Here is a 16,800-nt window from a genome sequence, read left to right on the forward strand (position 1 = left end):
TCATGAAAAAAGTAGTATTAGCATACAGCGGAGGTCTTGACACCTCATATTGTCTTAAATATTTAAAAAATGAAAAAGGATATGAAGTTCACACAGTATTAATCAATACAGGTGGATTTGATGAAGCAGAATTAACAGCAATCGAAGAAAGAGCCTATGAATTAGGAAGTGCAAAACATGCTAATTTGACTATTGTTGATAAATATTATGACAAAGCGATTAAATATTTAATCTACGGTAATGTATTAAAAAACAATACATATCCTTTATCTGTAAGTGCTGAACGTGTTTTTCAGGCAATTGAAGCTATAAAATATGCTAAATCTGTAGGCGCAAGTGCTATTGCTCACGGAAGTACAGGTGCAGGAAATGACCAAATCCGTTTTGATTTGATTTTTCAAACCATCGCTCCAGAAATTGAAATCATCACTCCTATCAGAGATTTGAAATTATCTCGTCAAGAAGAAGTAGATTATTTAGCAAAAAATGGCGTGCATTATTCTTGGGAAAAAGCACAATATTCTATCAATAAAGGACTTTGGGGAACCAGTGTTGGAGGAAAAGAAACATTAACTTCAAATCAATCTTTACCAAGTGAAGCGTATCCTTCGCAGTTGCAAAAAGAAGGTGAAGAAAAAGTGACATTGCAATTTGAAAAAGGACAATTAGTAGGAATCAATGGCGTTTTAGATGCACCTACAAAAAACATAGTGCTTCTTGAAAAATTAGCGAATGCTTATGCCATTGGTAGAGATATTCATGTTGGCGATACCATCATCGGCATCAAAGGAAGAGTTGGTTTTGAAGCTGCTGCTCCTTTAATTATCATCAAAGCGCATCATTTATTAGAGAAACACACACTTGGTAAATGGCAACAATACTGGAAAGAACAATTAGGAAACTGGTACGGAATGTTGTTTCATGAAGGTCAATTTTTAGATCCTGTGATGCGTAATATCGAATCATTCTTAGAGGATACTCAAAAAACAGTAAATGGAACGGTAATCGTATCTTTGAAACCATACCATTTTTCGCTTGACGGAATTGAATCTGAAAATGATTTGATGAACACCGGTTTTGGTCAATATGGAGAAATGAATAATGCTTGGACATCAGATGATGCGAAAGGATTTATTAAAATTTTAGGGAATGCCCAAAACATATTTTCATCTGTAAATAAATTGACTCATGATTAATATTGGAATAATTGGTGGTTCCGGCTATACAGCTGGTGAACTCATCAGAATATTAATGCATCATCCCAACGCCAAAATTGATTTTGTGTATAGTACCACAAATGCCGGGAAACCACTTTCAATTGCACACCATGATTTGTTGGGCGATATTGAAATGAATTTTACTGATACTGTAAATCCAAATGTAAATGTTGTTTTCTTATGTTTGGGTCACGGAAAATCGAAAGCATTTTTAGAACAAAATCAATTTGCAAATCATACTAAAATAATCGATTTAGGAAATGATTTCAGATTGACTAAAGATAAAGTTTTTGACGGGAAATCATTTGTTTACGGATTACCGGAACTGAATAAATCAGCCATTAAAAACGCTCAATTCATAGCAAATCCAGGTTGTTTTGCAACAGCAATTCAACTGGCACTATTGCCATTGGCTAAAAACAAAATGCTTACAACTGACGTTCATATCAACGCTACAACAGGAAGCACAGGCGCTGGAGTTACACCTTCGGAAACCACGCATTTTAGTTGGAGAGCTAATAATATGTCACATTACAAAGCTTTTGAACACCAACATTTGGGAGAAATTAACCAAAGTGTAAATCAATTGCAAGCAGATTACGCAAACGAATTGATTTTTGTACCCAACAGAGGTGATTTTGCAAGAGGGATTTTTGCCACTTTATACACAACAATCGATGAAAATCTGGAAGATGTTGTAGCAAAATACGAAGCTTTTTATAAAAACCAACCTTTTGTAACTGTTACTACTACCGGAATCAATATGAAACAAGTAGTACAAACTAATAAATGTATCATTAGTTTAATGAAAAAAGGAAACCGTCTTTTGATTACTTCAGTAATTGATAATTTAACAAAAGGTGCTTCGGGACAAGCCATTCAAAATATGAATCTGCTATTTGGATTGGATGAAACTACCGGATTGCATTTGAAGCCAAGCGGGTTTTAGATGTTTGTTTGGTTAATCGTTAATTCGGTTAATCGATTAAACAAATAACCCATTAACAGATTAAACTAAAAAAAATGAACTTATTTGACGTTTATCCTTTATACCCAATCACGCCTGTAAAGGCGCTTGATTATACCATTACAGATGAGAATGGTATAGAATATTTAGATCTATATGGTGGTCATGGTGTAATTTCTATTGGCCATACACACCCGGAATATGTTGCTAAACTTAAAAATCAATTGGATAATATTGGTTTTTATTCGAATGCCATCCAAAACCCTTTACAAGTAGAATTAGCTGAAAAGTTAGGAAGACTTTCAGGATATGAGGATTTCTCCTTGTTTTTATGTAGTTCTGGAGCTGAAGCCAATGAAAACGCATTAAAATTAGCCTCTTTTCATACCGGAAAATCACGTGTAATTTCTTTTGACAATGCCTTTCACGGAAGAACATCTGCTGCTGTAGCCACTACTGATAATAAAAAAATTGTTGCACCAATCAATGCACAACAAATTGTTACCTTTTTGCCTCTAAATGAGATTGATTTGGTTGAAGCCGAATTGAAAAAAGAAGATGTTTGTTGCGTTATTATTGAAGGAATTCAAGGAGTTGGTGGTTTAGACGAAGGAACAACTGAATTTTTTCAGGCTTTAGAAAAAATATGTGACCAATATAATGTTGTTTTGATTTTGGACGAAGTTCAGTCAGGATACGGAAGAAGCGGTAAATTTTTCGCTCATCAATACCACGGAATTAAACCGGATATTATTTGTCTGGCAAAAGGAATGGGCAACGGATTCCCTATTGGCGGAATTATGATTTCTCCAAAATTTACTGCAAGTTATGGATTACTGGGAACTACTTTTGGCGGAAGCCATTTAGCTTGTGCGGCAGGAATTGCAGTTTTGGACGTTATGGAAAACCAAAAATTAATGGATAATGTACATGAGGTTCACGCTTATTTTATTGAAGCCATCAAGCAAGTTCCTGAAGTTATTAAGGTAAAAGGAAAAGGATTAATGTTAGGAGTTGAATTTTCTTTTGACGTAAGTGCTTTGCGCAAAAAGATGATTGTTGATAAACATATTTTTACAGGAAATGCCAATAATAAAAACTTACTAAGAATTCTTCCTCCATTGACAATCAAGAAAGAAGCCATTGACACCTTTATTATTGCTTTAAAAGAATCACTTGTTGAAATACAATCTTAAATTATGAGCCTATTGCTACCCATAGAAAAAAGAAACGCTGTTTTGAACCGAATGGCAGAACTTCTTGAACAAGAAAGAGCCACTATTAAAACGGTGAATCAACAGGATTTAAACAATTATTCTGGAGATGATTTAGCTATGGAAAAAAGGCTTTTGGTTGACGATACCAAGATTGACGGAATGATTCTTTCTTTGCAACAACTGTTCACTCAAGAAGATCCTGTAGGCAAAGTTCGTTTTGATTTCACCCATGATAATGGTTTAAAAATCTACAATAAAACAGCCGCTTTTGGATCGATTCTAATTATATATGAATCCAGACCTGATGTTACGGTTGAAGCGGGCGGAATTGCTTTTAAATCTGGAAATAAAATTTTACTTAAAGGCGGAAAAGAATCGTTACAATCAAATTTGAAAATTGTTGCGCTTTGGCATCAAGCCTTAAAAGAAAATGAAGTTGATACAAAATGGGTTGAATACTTAAATTATAACCGAGAGGAAACGCAGGCTTTTCTGGAAAGACCAACTCAAAAAGTAGATTTAATTGTACCTAGAGGCGGTGAAAACTTAATCAACTTTGTTAAGAAACACGCCACTTGTCCGGTAATTGTCAGCGGGCGTGGAAACAATTTTGTGTATGTAAATGCCGAAGCTGATTTAGACAAAGCTCTTGCTATAATTATAAACGGAAAAACCTCAAATATATCAGTTTGCAATGCTTTAGATAAAGTTTTAATTGATACTAATCTTGATAATTGGGAAGTATTTGCACAGAAAGTTGTTTCGGAATTGCAACAAAAAAACGTTATGGTTTTAGGTGATGAAACTATTTCAAAAACCACAAATATTCCCCAAATTGAATCAGATTCGGTTTGGTACGAGGAATTTTTAGATTATAAAATTGTAATTGGTACAACCAATTCTGACCAAGATGCAATTGATAAAATCAATAAATATTGTGGCGGACATTCGGCTTCAATAATAACAAAGAATGATAGTATTGCACAAGAATTTATGGAAAACGTAGATACTGCTGCAGTTTATCAAAATGCTTCTACCCGATTTACAGATGGCGGACAATTTGGACTTGGAGGAGAATTGGCGATAAGTACCGATAAATTACACCAAAGAGGACCAATTGGTTTACAACATTTAGTAACCAATAAATGGTATATTTACGGAGACGGACAAATCAGATAATTTTATTGGATTTCAGATTAAATACGTAAAGAATTAAGAATATTAACAGAACAGTTTGCGCCCTTTGCGGTTAAAAAAATGGCTAAAAAAAGAATTTTATTAAAAATTGGAAGTAATACGTTAACCAAAGAAACCAATCATATTTCGAGAGGAAAGATAGAAGATATTGGTATGCAAATTGCCGCGCTGAAAGAAGATTATGAATTTGTAATTGTAAGCTCAGGAGCAATTGCTGCAGCGAAACAATTTGTAAAACTAGAATCTCCGGATAACGAAATTTTTGTAAAACAAGCTTTGGCTTCTATCGGTCAGCCTCATTTGATGCGGATTTTTCATGAAAATTTTAGTGATTTAGGATTGCATACGTCACAATGCTTGCTGTCCTATTCTGATTTTGAAAAAAAACAAACTAAAGTAAATATTGTAAATACTATAAATGTATTAGTCAAAAACAATTATATTCCAATTATTAACGAAAACGATACGGTTGCAACCGACGAAATTAAGTTTGGTGATAACGATAAATTAGCTGCACTAACAGCAGTTTTGTTGGACGTTGATATTTTGATTATTGCCACTAATACTAATGGAATTTACACTAAAGCTTCTATCAAAAACACTATTCCTGAAACCATTTCTTTGGTAACTGATTTAGATTCCCTTCAAAATGAAATTGGTGATTCAAAATCTTCCCATGGAACTGGTGGAATGCAATCTAAAATTGATTCGGCTGCTATTGCCAAAGCCGCTAACATTGAAACTTGGATTGTTAATGGATTAGAAGATAACTTTATATTGAAAGCATTAAATAACGAAATACCTTTTACTAAAATAATTTAATTCGAATATTGAATTGCCAGATTTTCACACAATTCATGATTCATAATTCATAATTACAATGAACTACATCTCCATAGAAAATATAGATTCCCTTCAAAAATGGGTGAAACAGGCTTTAAAAATCAAGAAAAATCCACTTAAAAATAAAAAACTAGGGAAGAATAAAACCTTAGGAATGTTATTTTTTAATCCAAGCTTAAGAACTCGTTTGAGTACACAAAAAGCGGCTCTAAATTTGGGGATGAATGTGATGGTAATGAATTTTACAAATGAAGGTTGGACGCTGGAGTTTGGTGATGGAGCAATTATGGATCAAGGTGCTTCAGAACATATCAAAGAAGCAGCTGCAGTGGTTTCGCAATATTGTGACATTATTGCTATCAGAGCATTCGCAGGATTGACAGACAAAGAAAAAGACAATGCCGAGACTGTTCTTACTGGTTTCTTAAAATATGCAACTGTTCCCGTTGTTAATATGGAAAGTGCAACCGGACATCCTTTGCAATCGCTTGCAGATGCGATAACTATGGAAGAACACAAAACAACTCACCGACCAAAAGTAGTCTTGACTTGGGCACCACATCCTAAAGCATTACCTCAGGCTGTAGCAAATTCATTTGTACAAATGATGCAATTACAAGAGGCTGATTTTGTGATTACACATCCAAAAGGTTACGAATTGAATCCAGAAATAACGAAAGATTCAACAATTGAATATGATCAAAATAAAGCTTTTGAAAATGCTGATTTTATTTATGCCAAAAACTGGAGTAATTATAACGATTACGGAAAAATAACAAATTCAGATCCTAATTGGACTGTGAATGCCGCAAAAATGGCACTTACGAATAACGCAAAATTCATGCATTGTTTACCCGTAAGACGTAATGTAATTGTCTCTGACGAAGTGATTGACAGCGAAAATTCTATTGTTATAGAGCAAGCCAATAACAGAACCTATTCGGCACAATTAGTGTTGCAAAAAATATTAGAAAATGGAAAATAAAAAACCATTAACCCTAATAAAAATTGGAGGAAATATCATTGACAATCCAATCGAATTAGCACAGTTTTTATCTGATTTTTCTAAAATTGAAGGATACAAAGTGCTTGTTCACGGCGGTGGAAAATCAGCAACGAAAATGGCAACAAGTATTGGTCTGGTTCCCCAAATGATTGATGGGCGACGTATCACAGATGCTGCAATGCTTGATGTAGTAGTGATGATTTATGCGGGACAAATCAACAAAGATATCGTTGCGCAATTACAGGCAAATGAGACTAATGCCATGGGATTTTCCGGAGCTGATGGAAATCTAATCCAATCGGAAAAAAGAAACCATCCAACAATAGATTATGGTTTTGTAGGCGATGTGAAAAAAGTAAATACTTCTTTATTAGAAACTTTACTTATCAACGGAATCACTCCTGTTTTTTGTGCCATAACGCACGATAAAAAAGGACAATTATTGAACACTAATGCTGATACAATTGCAAGTGAATTATCCATTGCCCTATCGGAAGTTTTTGAAGTAACTTTGAATTATTGTTTCGAAAAACAAGGCGTATTATATGATGCCGAAGATGATTCGTCAGTAATCACGTCTATAAATCAAGAATTATATGCTAAATTAAAAGCCGAAAAAGCGATACATTCAGGTATGATTCCAAAATTAGACAACTGTTTTAATAGTTTGTCTAAAGGAGTTCAAAAAATAAAAATTGGGCATCACCGAATGTTGCAAGACAAGAAGGCATTGTATACCACTATCACTTTATGAAAAATATAGAAACTCTTACACAAGAAGCCATTACGTTACTAAAAGCACTGATTGAGACTCCTTCCTTTTCGAGCGAAGAAGCTCAAACAGCACTTTTGATTGAAAAATGGTTTATACAAAATGACATCCCTTTCAAAAGAGAAAATAATAATATTTGGGCTTTCAATGAACATTTTGATGCCAACAAACCAACGCTTTTACTAAATTCTCACCACGATACTGTAAAACCAAATCAAGGTTATACCAACAATCCATTTGAAGCCATTGTAAAAGATGGTAAATTATTTGGATTAGGTAGTAATGATGCCGGCGGTTGTTTAGTTTCACTTTTGGCTACTTTTGTTCATTTTTATTCCAATGAAAATTTGCCTTACAATATTGTAATGGTCGCTTCTGCGGAAGAAGAAAGTAGCGGTAAAAATGGACTAAACAGCGTTTTGAAACAGTTACCGGAACTCGAATGTGCCATTGTTGGAGAACCTACTTTAATGCAATTAGCTGTTGCCGAAAAAGGATTATTGGTATTGGATGTAATCGTAAAAGGAACTGCAAGTCATGCTGCGCACAATAATCCTGATAATCCTATTTACAATGCGATGTCTGTAATTGAATGGTTCAAAACTTTTCAATTCGAAAAAATATCTGATGTTTTAGGACCTGTAAAAATGACCGTAACGCAAGTAACTGCAGGGAAACAGCACAATGTTGTTCCAGCTGAATGCCATTTGGTTGTTGATATAAGAGTCAATGATTGTTACAACAATACCGAAATTTTAGAAACGGTAAGAAAGCATCTGACAGCCGAAATCAATCCGCGTTCCATGCATTTAAACGCATCTTCAATTCCACTTAATCATGGATTAGTTCAAGCCGGAATCGCATTAGGAAGAACAACTTATGGTTCTCCTACCCTTTCTGACCAATCAGTTTTGAGCTGTAAATCATTAAAATTAGGACCTGGCGAAACCCTGCGGTCCCACTCTGCTGACGAATTTATATTTATAAACGAAATTGAAGAAGGAATTCAATTGTATATCAAAATTCTAACTAACTTTTTCAAACAATAATATGTACGGACAAGTCAAAACTTGTCCTTGATATAATACGATACAAAAAAATACACCTATGAAACTTTGGGAAAAAGGAATACCAACAGATAAGCAAATTGAACATTTTACAGTAGGAAATGACCGAGAATTAGATTTGGTCTTAGCTAAATATGATGCTTTAGGTTCTATTGCTCACGCAAAAATGCTTGGCACAATTGGACTTCTGACTGATTCAGAAACGGTTTCTTTGGTTTTGGCTTTAGAAGAAATTATTGCAGATGTAGAGAAAGGGAATTTTGAAATAGAAGACAGTTTTGAGGACGTACATTCTAAAATCGAATATTTACTGACAGTGAAATTAGGAGATGCTGGAAAAAAAATTCATACTGCCCGTTCCCGCAACGATCAAGTTTTAGTTGACGTTAATTTATATCTTAAAGATGTTGTTAAAGAACTAAAAGAGCAAGTAAAAACGTTGTTCGATTTACTTATGGAATCGGCAGATAAACATCAGAATGTTTTATTGCCAGGATATACTCATCTTCAAATTGCAATGCCATCTTCATTCGGTATGTGGTTTTCTGCTTATGCTGAAACTTTAATTGATGATGTAACGATGTTGAATGCCGCTTTAAAAATTGTGGACCAAAATCCATTAGGTTCAGCTGCGGGTTACGGAAGTTCATTTCCTATCAACAGAACATTCACAACAGAGGAATTAGGTTTTGAAACCTTAAAATTTAATTCGGTAGCCGCTCAAATGAGCCGTGGAAAGTCTGAAAAAACGGTTGCTTTTGCCATGAGCAGTGTTGCAGCTACACTGTCAAAATTTGCAATGGATGTATGTTTGTATATGAGTCAGAATTTTGATTTTATCAGTTTACCGGCTCACCTTACAACTGGTTCCAGTATTATGCCACACAAGAAAAACCCTGATGTTTTTGAATTGATTCGTGGTAAATGCAATAAAATTCAAGCTTTGCCTTATGAAATCACTTTGATTACTAATAACCTTCCAAGTGGCTACCACAGAGATTTACAATTGTTGAAAGAAGGGCTGTTTCCTGCAATACAAAATCTAAAAGCCTGTTTAGATATTGCTATTTTTTCTATCAAGGATATCAAAGTAAAAGATAATATACTAGCAGATAAAAAATACAATTACCTTTTTACTGTAGACACACTAAACGAAATGGTTGTTGCCGGAATTCCTTTCAGAGACGCTTACAAAGCAGTAGCAGAGCAATTAGAAAATGGTAGTTTTCAGTCTCCAAAAGAGACCAAACATACACACGAAGGAAGCATCAATAACTTATGCTTAGAAGCTATAAAGGAAAAAATGAAGCGGTCTTATTAATTCAAAATAAATCCCATTTATAAAAATCCATTCCATGTTGAATGGATTTTTTTATATTCTAAAATTTTAAATAAAAAAAGCTCTGATTTCTCAGAGCTTTCGTTTTTGTTTTTATGCAACTTTATTTTTTACAACCAATCTAAATCCTTCACCATGAATATTTAAGATTTCTACATCTTCGTCTAATTTAAGATACTTTCTTAATTTAGCGATATAAACATCCATACTTCGTGATGTAAAATAGTTGTCATCTCTCCAAATTTTTGTCAATGCTAATTCTCTTGGCATCAAGTCATTTTCATGAAGAATCAACATTTTCAATAATTCATTTTCTTTAGGAGATAACTTTATAGGCTCTTCGTCACCAAAAGTTAAAAATCTCAATTTAGAGTTTAAATGAAACTTACCGATGTTAAACTCAAATTGTACTTGCTCCGCTTTAGTATCAGATGATTTTCTTTGAATGATAGCTTTAATTTTCATCAATAATACTTCTGAATCAAAAGGTTTATTAAGATAATCATCAGCTCCGGCTTTATATCCTTTTAACACATCTTCTTTCATAGATTTTGCTGTTAAAAAAATGATAGGCACTTCGTTGTTTTTCTCTCTTATTTCTTTTGCTAAAGTATATCCATCTTTATAAGGCATCATTACATCTAAAATACATAAGTCGTAGGAATCTTTTTTGAATTTTTCAAAACCTTCCATACCGTTTTTCGCCAAAACAACATCAAAATCGTTCAGCATTAAATAGTCTTTTAGTACAGCACCAAAATTAAGGTCATCTTCAACTAAAAGTATTTTTTTATTTACATTTTCCATATTTTAATTTATTAGTGGTATTTTTATTATGAAGGTACTTCCTTTTCCCTTTTCACTTTCTACATAAACTTGACCATTATGGTCTTCTACAATTCTTTTAACATAGGCTAAACCTAATCCATGTCCTTTTACGTTATGAATGTCGCCTGTATGTTCTCTGTAAAATTTTTCAAAAATTCTTTTCTGAGCCACCTTACTCATTCCCAAACCATTATCTTTTACTTTTATGAGAACCATATCTTTAATATTCTCCGTGTAAATATCAATCTTTGGAGTATTGGGTGAATACTTAATCGCATTTTCCAATATATTCACAATCACATTGGTAAAATGTACATCATTGATTAAAACTGAAGTTCTGGCAGCATCAAAATGTGTTGTTATAGAACCTTCTCTGTCTTCAAGAATCAAATTTACATGCTCGATAGCATCATAAATAATATCCTCAATATTGCTGGATTCTTTTTCAATATCCAATTCTTTTTTCTCTAATTTTGAAATGCGTAACACATTCTCAACTTGGGCATGCATTCTTTTATTCTCGTCCCTTATCATTTGCAGATATCGCAATACCTTCTCTTTATCATCAATTATTTTCGGGTTTCTTATTGCATCAAGAGCCAAATTGATAGTGGCAATTGGTGTTTTAAACTCATGGGTCATATTATTAATAAAATCATTTTTGATTTCAGAAATTTGACGTTGACGAATCAATTGACTTAACGCACTTGAATAAGCTATAATAATAATAAGCGTAAAAATGATAGACAATATTGTTATACTAACGAGTTCTGACAATAAAAATTTCTTTTTATGCGGAAATGTAACTAGTAATTTATATTTTTCATTCCCTTCATTATCTGTAAAAATAGGAATGGAATATGTTGCATTTTTATCGTATTTAAAATCACTAGATCGTATTTTAGTCTGAATACCATTGTTTAATATTCCAAACTCAAATTTAGTTTTCACACCATATTCTTCTAATTCTTTTTTTATCAGTTTTTGCAAAACATCTCTCGAAACACGTTCTTCTAAAGGCATTGCAGACAAAACATCTTTTGCTGAAATTTCAAAAAGCGCATTATCCAAAATGTCCAGATTCCCTGATTTTTCAACCCTTACGTCTGGTATTAAACTTTGACTGGTTCCGGAATTATCAACTATATTATTATTGTTATAAACTTCAGTTACACGTTTAGAACTAAAACTTTTAAATTTTTCACTATCAAATTTTTTATCAAAGAACGAAGGCGATATATTGTAATCTTCAGAAATAATACTGTTAGAATAAATAATTGTTTTATTCGTTCTTGGATTTTTTTGAACATAATAAAATTCCAATAAATCATCTTTTTTTGGAACTTTTCCCGTACTGTCTTTATAATGATTTATCTTATCATAAAAACTGTAAGCTTCTTGTTTTTGAAGTTTGTCGGCGACATTACCAATAACCTGTTTTACATGAAATTTAAACTGTTCGTCATTATTTTTAAACGAGGTATTAAACCAATATACTTGGACAAGAATTATCCCTATTAAGGACAGACTCATCAATAAAACTAACAATCTAAAAAAAAGTTTATTCATCGAAACAAAATTAGTATTTTAACAATATATTAAATAATAGATTAACCAAATATTAACATCTAACCTTCATTTTGTTGAATATTTAAAATTTTAAGAATTTCTTCTGCTTTCAGTTTTGCAGTTTCAATATTTCTATTATCAATTATAAAGTTACTTTTTGAAATGCGTTGTTCATCATTCCATTGTGCGTTTATTCTTTTTAAAACCTGTTCTCGGTTTGTTTTATCTCTTTCAATAACTCTTTGAATTCTAGACTCTAAAGGTGCCGTTACTGTTATTATATAATCGCAGTTTTTATAATTGCCACTTTCAAATAAAATTGCAGCTTCATAAATAACAAACGGAGAGGCTTTATGGTTTAGCAACCATTTTTCAAAATGATTTCGTACTGCCGGATGAACAATCGCGTTGAGTTGATCTAATTTCTCTGAATCTGCAAAAACAATCTCCGCTAGTTTTGCCCTGTTCAAAATAGTATTGTCAAAAATACTTTCTCCAAATTTTTCTTTAATTGAATCTTTGACCTCCGAGGATTCCATCAGCTTTTTTGCCTCATCATCGGCTATATATACTGGGATTCCCAAAGTTGAAAAATAATTGGCAATCGTAGTTTTACCACTTCCAATACCACCTGTCAACCCAATTATTTTTGTCATATTAAATTTTGAAAAATAATTCCGGAAAAGCTTCTTGAGGTTTTTGTTTCATAATAATTACTTTGATATACGATTTCAAAAAACCCAAACCATAACCATAAAACTGTTTCCAAACTGCAATTAGAGATAAATATCCTATTTTTAGACTTTTATTTTGATAAGTAGACACCAAAAACAATACCAAAAAATATAGAATATACAATTGAAGTAAAGTATCCTGATTAAAAAGAAGCAATACTATTGAAAGAAAAAATCCAATTATAAATACCGTAGGAAAGAAAAAAGTCAGTTTATTATATTGTGGATACCAACTGTTTAAAATAGGTCTTGCTTTACCAAATTTATTCACTTGAACCGAAAATTTATCCCAATCAATTCTTCTTTTGTGATAAACGAATGCTTTTGTAAAAAGTTTGGTTTCGAAACCTAAATTCCACAACCGTATTGATAAATCAGGATCTTCTCCGGGATGAATATTTCCAAAACCTTTTGATGCTTCAAAAGCTTTTCTGGACATTCCCATATTAAAACTTCTAGGTTGGAATTTGTCAATTTTCTCAGAACCACCACGAATTCCTCCTGTTGTCAAAAAAGAAGTCATAGCAAAATTAATCGCTTTCTGTATATCCGAAAAACTATCTAATGCCTTATCCGGCCCACCAAAACAATCGACATAATTTTGTTTTAAAGCTTTATCAACTTCGGATAAATAGTGATTTGGAATTATACAATCAGAATCAAAAATGATGAAATAATCTCCATTTGCTTTTTTCATTCCATAATTCCTTGAATCTCCCGGACCTGAATTTTCTTTATAACAATATGACAAATGCAATTTACCCGCATACTTGCGCACCACATCATCACACCGCAACGAAGAACCGTCTTCAACTATTACAACTTCAAAATTTTTGGTATAATCTTGTTGTGACAAACTTTCTAATAGTTCATCAACTTCATCTGGACGATTGTAAACAGGTATAATTAGAGAAAAAAGCATAATTATTAATACGTATTATGGTGTGTATTTTGTGATTTTAAATTTTAACAAATATACTCTTTATCCATAAAAAAACCATCAATTATTCATTGATGGTTTAGTATGATATGAGGATAAATTAATTAAGCTATACTTGAAATTCTTACTACTTCATTTGTATCTGCTAAATAATCTACTCCTTCGAATCCAAATCCAAAAAGATTAAGAAAATCTTGTTTGTATCCAGCTAAATCTCCTAATTGTGGTAAAGTTTCTGTAGTTGCTTCTAACCATAATTTTGCTACCTTAGCCTGTACATCTTCTCTCATCTCCCAATCGTCAATACGGATTCTTCCATTTTCATCAACTGGAATTTCATTTCCAGAATACAATCTGTCTTGATACAAACGCTGAATTTGCTCAATACATCCTTCATGAATTCCCTCTTCTTTCATTATTTTATATAACAATGAAATATACAATGGAATTACAGGAATTGCAGAACTTGCTTGTGTTACCAAAGCTTTATTTACAGAAACAAAAGCTTTTCCTTTAATGTCTTTCAAACTGTCCGAAATAGAAAATGCAGTAGCTTCAAGATGATCTTTGGCACGACCAATTGTTCCTTTTCTATACACCGCCTCCGTTAATGATGGCCCAATATAAGAATAAGCAACAGTCGTAGCTCCTGGAGCTAATAGATTTTCTGATTTTAAAGCATCAATCCACATTGCCCAATCTTCACCACCCATTACAGCAACAGTATTTGCAATATCTTCTTCATTACATGGCTCTATCGAAATTTCAGAAACAATTCCAGTATGAAAATCAACTGTTTTGTTAGTAAAAGTAGATCCAATCGGTTTCAAAACAGAACGGTGCAAAACACCTGTAACCGGATGAATACGAACTGGCGAAGCTAGACTGTAAATGATTAAATCTATTTGACCTAAATCAGCTTTGATTAAGTCTAAAGTTTGTTTTTTTATTTCATTAGAAAAAGCATCTCCATTGATACTTTTTGCATACAATCCTGCTTTATGAGCTTCTTTTTCAAAAGCTGCAGAATTATACCAACCTGGAGATCCCGGTTTTCCTTCCAAAGGAGGTTTTTCAAAAAACACGCCAATTGTAGCGGCATCAGATCCAAAAGCACTTGTAATCCTCGAAGCCAGACCAAAACCGGTTGAAGCTCCAATTACCAATACTTTTTTAGCACCATCGATTGGTCCTTTAGATTGTACATATGCAATTTGATTTTTAACATTTTGTTCGCATCCTTCTGGGTGAGATGTCAAACAAATAAATCCTCTCATTCTAGGTTCTATAATCATATCAGGCTATTCGTTAATTTATTTTGTTAATCGGAGCTCTTTAAATCCGAAAATATTTTTTAATTTTTAACTAAATTTTATTGAATTTGAATGGCAAATATAGCTCATTTTTTTAGTTCAGCAAGGCTTTAGCATGATTTAAGGCTGAATCCGAAACAACAGTTCCAGATAACATTTGTGCTATTTCCACAACCCTTTCATCAGTATTCAACAACTTTAATTCGGATTGAGTATCATCGCCAACCGTAGACTTATAGACCTTGAAATGTGCGGTTCCTTTAGCTGCGATTTGTGGTAAATGTGTGATAGCAAAAATCTGCATTGAAGTACTCATTTCTTTCATGATTTCACCCATTCGAATAGCAATTTCTCCAGAAACTCCCGTATCAATTTCATCAAAAATTAAAGTTGGTAATTTTGAATATTGCGCTAAAATTGCCTTAACAGCCAGCATAATCCTTGACATTTCTCCGCCCGAAGCCACTTTTTTCAACAATCCAAAATCAGTTCCTTTGTTCGCCGAAAACAAAAATTGAATTTCATCTTTTCCATTTGCATAATAGTTTGGAGTAGCATTAATATCAATGTTAAAGCGCACATTAGGCATTCCTAATGTTTCTAAAATCGCAATTAATTTTTGAGATAAAACAGGAATTGATCCTACTCTATTTTCATGAATTACGGTAGATAAAGCATCTAATGCAATGGTTTTTTCTTGAATAGTATGCGATAGTTCTGAAATTTCCTCTTCTAAATTTCCAATCTCTAAAATAGAATTTTCTAATTTAGTTTGGATTTCCAATAACTCATCTACTGTAGTAACCTGATGCTTCTTTTGCAAATTAAAAATCAACTGTAACTTCTGACTGATTAATTCTAATTGTTCCGGATCATTTATTAATTTCTCTGAACATCGGTTTAGTTCATCTGAAATATCATCAAATTCTATCGTAATACTTGTTATTCTTTTTAATAAGGAATGATAATCCGGTGAAAAAGAAGCAATTTTTTGTAAAGAAACTTTAATTTCTTTCAAATGATCCAAAACCCCAATTTGTTCTTCATTGGCAATAGCCAAGGATTTATCAATTGATTCTTTTATTATTTCGACATTATTGAGTTTCTCAAAATCTGCTTCAAGCACTTCTTGTTCTCCTGATTTCAGTTGTGCCGATACCAATTCTTCTAATAAAAAGGTATTGTATTCTTGTTCTTTTATCGAATCGCCTTGTCTTTTGAGCAATATATTTAAATGCGATTTATCCGCTTTATAACTTTTTAAAAGAGTTTGATACTGCAAAATATCGTGTTGATTATTCGCAATAGCGTCAATAATTTTAAATTGAACATTTTCATCCGAAAGTTCCTGAGTTTGTTGTTGCGAATGAATGTCAATCAAATACAAACTTAATTCCTGCAATTCCTGAAGGTTTACAGGACTGTCATTTATAAATGCTCTTGATTTTCCCGAAGGCAAGATTTCACGTCGAATAATTGTATCCTCTTCATAATCTAAATCATTTGCCTCAAAAAATGGAAGTAAGTTATATTTTGAAATCTCAAAGTGCGCTTCAATAATACACTTTTCTTCTTTGTTTTTCAATGAAGTTAAATCGGCTCTTTTTCCTAAAACGAGTCCTAAAGCTCCTAATATTATCGATTTACCGGCACCTGTTTCTCCTGTAATAATTGAAAAACCTTTAGAAAAATCAATAGATAATTTTTCTATTAAGGCATAGTTTTTTATCGATAGTGATGTAATCATTTATATATATTTTGTAATGAAAAACTAGGTTTTGTACTGATAAA

General features: G+C 32.7%; 15 protein-coding genes. 9 read left to right on the forward strand and 6 right to left on the reverse strand.

What is annotated here, in order from left to right; all coding sequences use genetic code 11:
- Positions 1–2 precede the first annotated feature (2 nt).
- The 9 genes from O6P34_RS11890 (at position 3) to argH (ending at position 9,607) form a co-directional block, all read left to right on the forward strand.
- Positions 3–1,196, forward strand: a complete 1,194-nt coding sequence (locus O6P34_RS11890; protein WP_269684728.1) for an argininosuccinate synthase — start codon at positions 3–5, stop codon at positions 1,194–1,196.
- Positions 1,189–2,166 (forward strand): N-acetyl-gamma-glutamyl-phosphate reductase, encoded by a 978-nt coding sequence (argC, locus tag O6P34_RS11895; RefSeq protein WP_269684729.1) that lies wholly within the window; start codon positions 1,189–1,191, stop codon positions 2,164–2,166. The genes O6P34_RS11890 and argC overlap by 8 nt, the downstream gene beginning before the upstream one ends.
- Positions 2,167–2,240: 74 nt before the next feature.
- Positions 2,241–3,380 (forward strand): aspartate aminotransferase family protein, encoded by a 1,140-nt coding sequence (locus O6P34_RS11900; protein ID WP_269684730.1) that lies wholly within the window; start codon positions 2,241–2,243, stop codon positions 3,378–3,380.
- A gap of 3 nt (positions 3,381–3,383) precedes the next feature.
- Positions 3,384–4,580 carry a glutamate-5-semialdehyde dehydrogenase gene (locus tag O6P34_RS11905; protein WP_269684731.1) on the forward strand — a complete coding sequence of 399 codons (1,197 nt, stop codon included), beginning with the start codon at positions 3,384–3,386 and terminating at the stop codon, positions 4,578–4,580.
- Between the two features lie 78 nt (positions 4,581–4,658).
- Positions 4,659–5,420, forward strand: coding sequence for a glutamate 5-kinase (gene proB, locus O6P34_RS11910; protein WP_269684732.1), 762 nt, complete (start codon positions 4,659–4,661; stop codon positions 5,418–5,420).
- 58 nt (positions 5,421–5,478) lie between these two features.
- Complete coding sequence (locus O6P34_RS11915) at positions 5,479–6,426, forward strand: N-acetylornithine carbamoyltransferase (RefSeq protein WP_269684733.1); 948 nt, start codon at positions 5,479–5,481, stop codon at positions 6,424–6,426.
- Entirely contained in the window at positions 6,416–7,201 is a 786-nt protein-coding gene (argB, locus tag O6P34_RS11920) for an acetylglutamate kinase (RefSeq protein ID WP_269684734.1), read from the forward strand. Before O6P34_RS11915 ends, argB begins: the two co-directional genes overlap by 11 nt.
- Positions 7,198–8,268, forward strand: coding sequence for a M20 family metallo-hydrolase (locus tag O6P34_RS11925; protein ID WP_269684735.1), 1,071 nt, complete (start codon positions 7,198–7,200; stop codon positions 8,266–8,268). The genes argB and O6P34_RS11925 overlap by 4 nt, the downstream gene beginning before the upstream one ends.
- A 58-nt stretch (positions 8,269–8,326) precedes the next feature.
- Positions 8,327–9,607 carry an argininosuccinate lyase gene (argH, locus tag O6P34_RS11930; protein WP_269684736.1) on the forward strand — a complete coding sequence of 427 codons (1,281 nt, stop codon included), beginning with the start codon at positions 8,327–8,329 and terminating at the stop codon, positions 9,605–9,607.
- Positions 9,608–9,718: 111 nt separating this feature from the next.
- Here the strand turns inward: argH and O6P34_RS11935 are convergent, their stop codons facing one another.
- The 6 genes from O6P34_RS11935 to recN form a co-directional block, all read right to left on the reverse strand.
- On the reverse strand, positions 9,719–10,432 hold the full coding sequence (locus O6P34_RS11935; protein WP_269684737.1) for a response regulator transcription factor: 714 nt from the start codon (positions 10,430–10,432) through the stop codon (positions 9,719–9,721).
- A 3-nt stretch (positions 10,433–10,435) separates the two neighbouring features.
- Positions 10,436–12,022, reverse strand: coding sequence for a sensor histidine kinase (locus O6P34_RS11940; protein ID WP_269684738.1), 1,587 nt, complete (start codon positions 12,020–12,022; stop codon positions 10,436–10,438).
- A gap of 59 nt (positions 12,023–12,081) precedes the next feature.
- Entirely contained in the window at positions 12,082–12,678 is a 597-nt protein-coding gene (coaE, locus tag O6P34_RS11945; protein WP_269684739.1) for a dephospho-CoA kinase, read from the reverse strand.
- Position 12,679: 1 nt separating this feature from the next.
- Entirely contained in the window at positions 12,680–13,678 is a 999-nt protein-coding gene (locus tag O6P34_RS11950; protein WP_269684740.1) for a glycosyltransferase family 2 protein, read from the reverse strand.
- Between the two features lie 122 nt (positions 13,679–13,800).
- The gene (gene fabV, locus O6P34_RS11955) at positions 13,801–14,991 is read right to left on the reverse strand and encodes an enoyl-ACP reductase FabV (RefSeq protein ID WP_269684741.1); all 1,191 of its coding nucleotides are present in this window, start codon (positions 14,989–14,991) and stop codon (positions 13,801–13,803) included.
- 112 nt (positions 14,992–15,103) lie between these two features.
- The gene (recN, locus tag O6P34_RS11960) at positions 15,104–16,756 is read right to left on the reverse strand and encodes a DNA repair protein RecN (RefSeq protein ID WP_269684742.1); all 1,653 of its coding nucleotides are present in this window, start codon (positions 16,754–16,756) and stop codon (positions 15,104–15,106) included.
- Between the last annotated feature and the right edge of the window lie 44 nt (positions 16,757–16,800).

Source organism: Flavobacterium lacustre, assembly GCF_027474525.2.
GTDB classification, from domain to species: Bacteria; Bacteroidota; Bacteroidia; order Flavobacteriales; family Flavobacteriaceae; genus Flavobacterium; species Flavobacterium lacustre.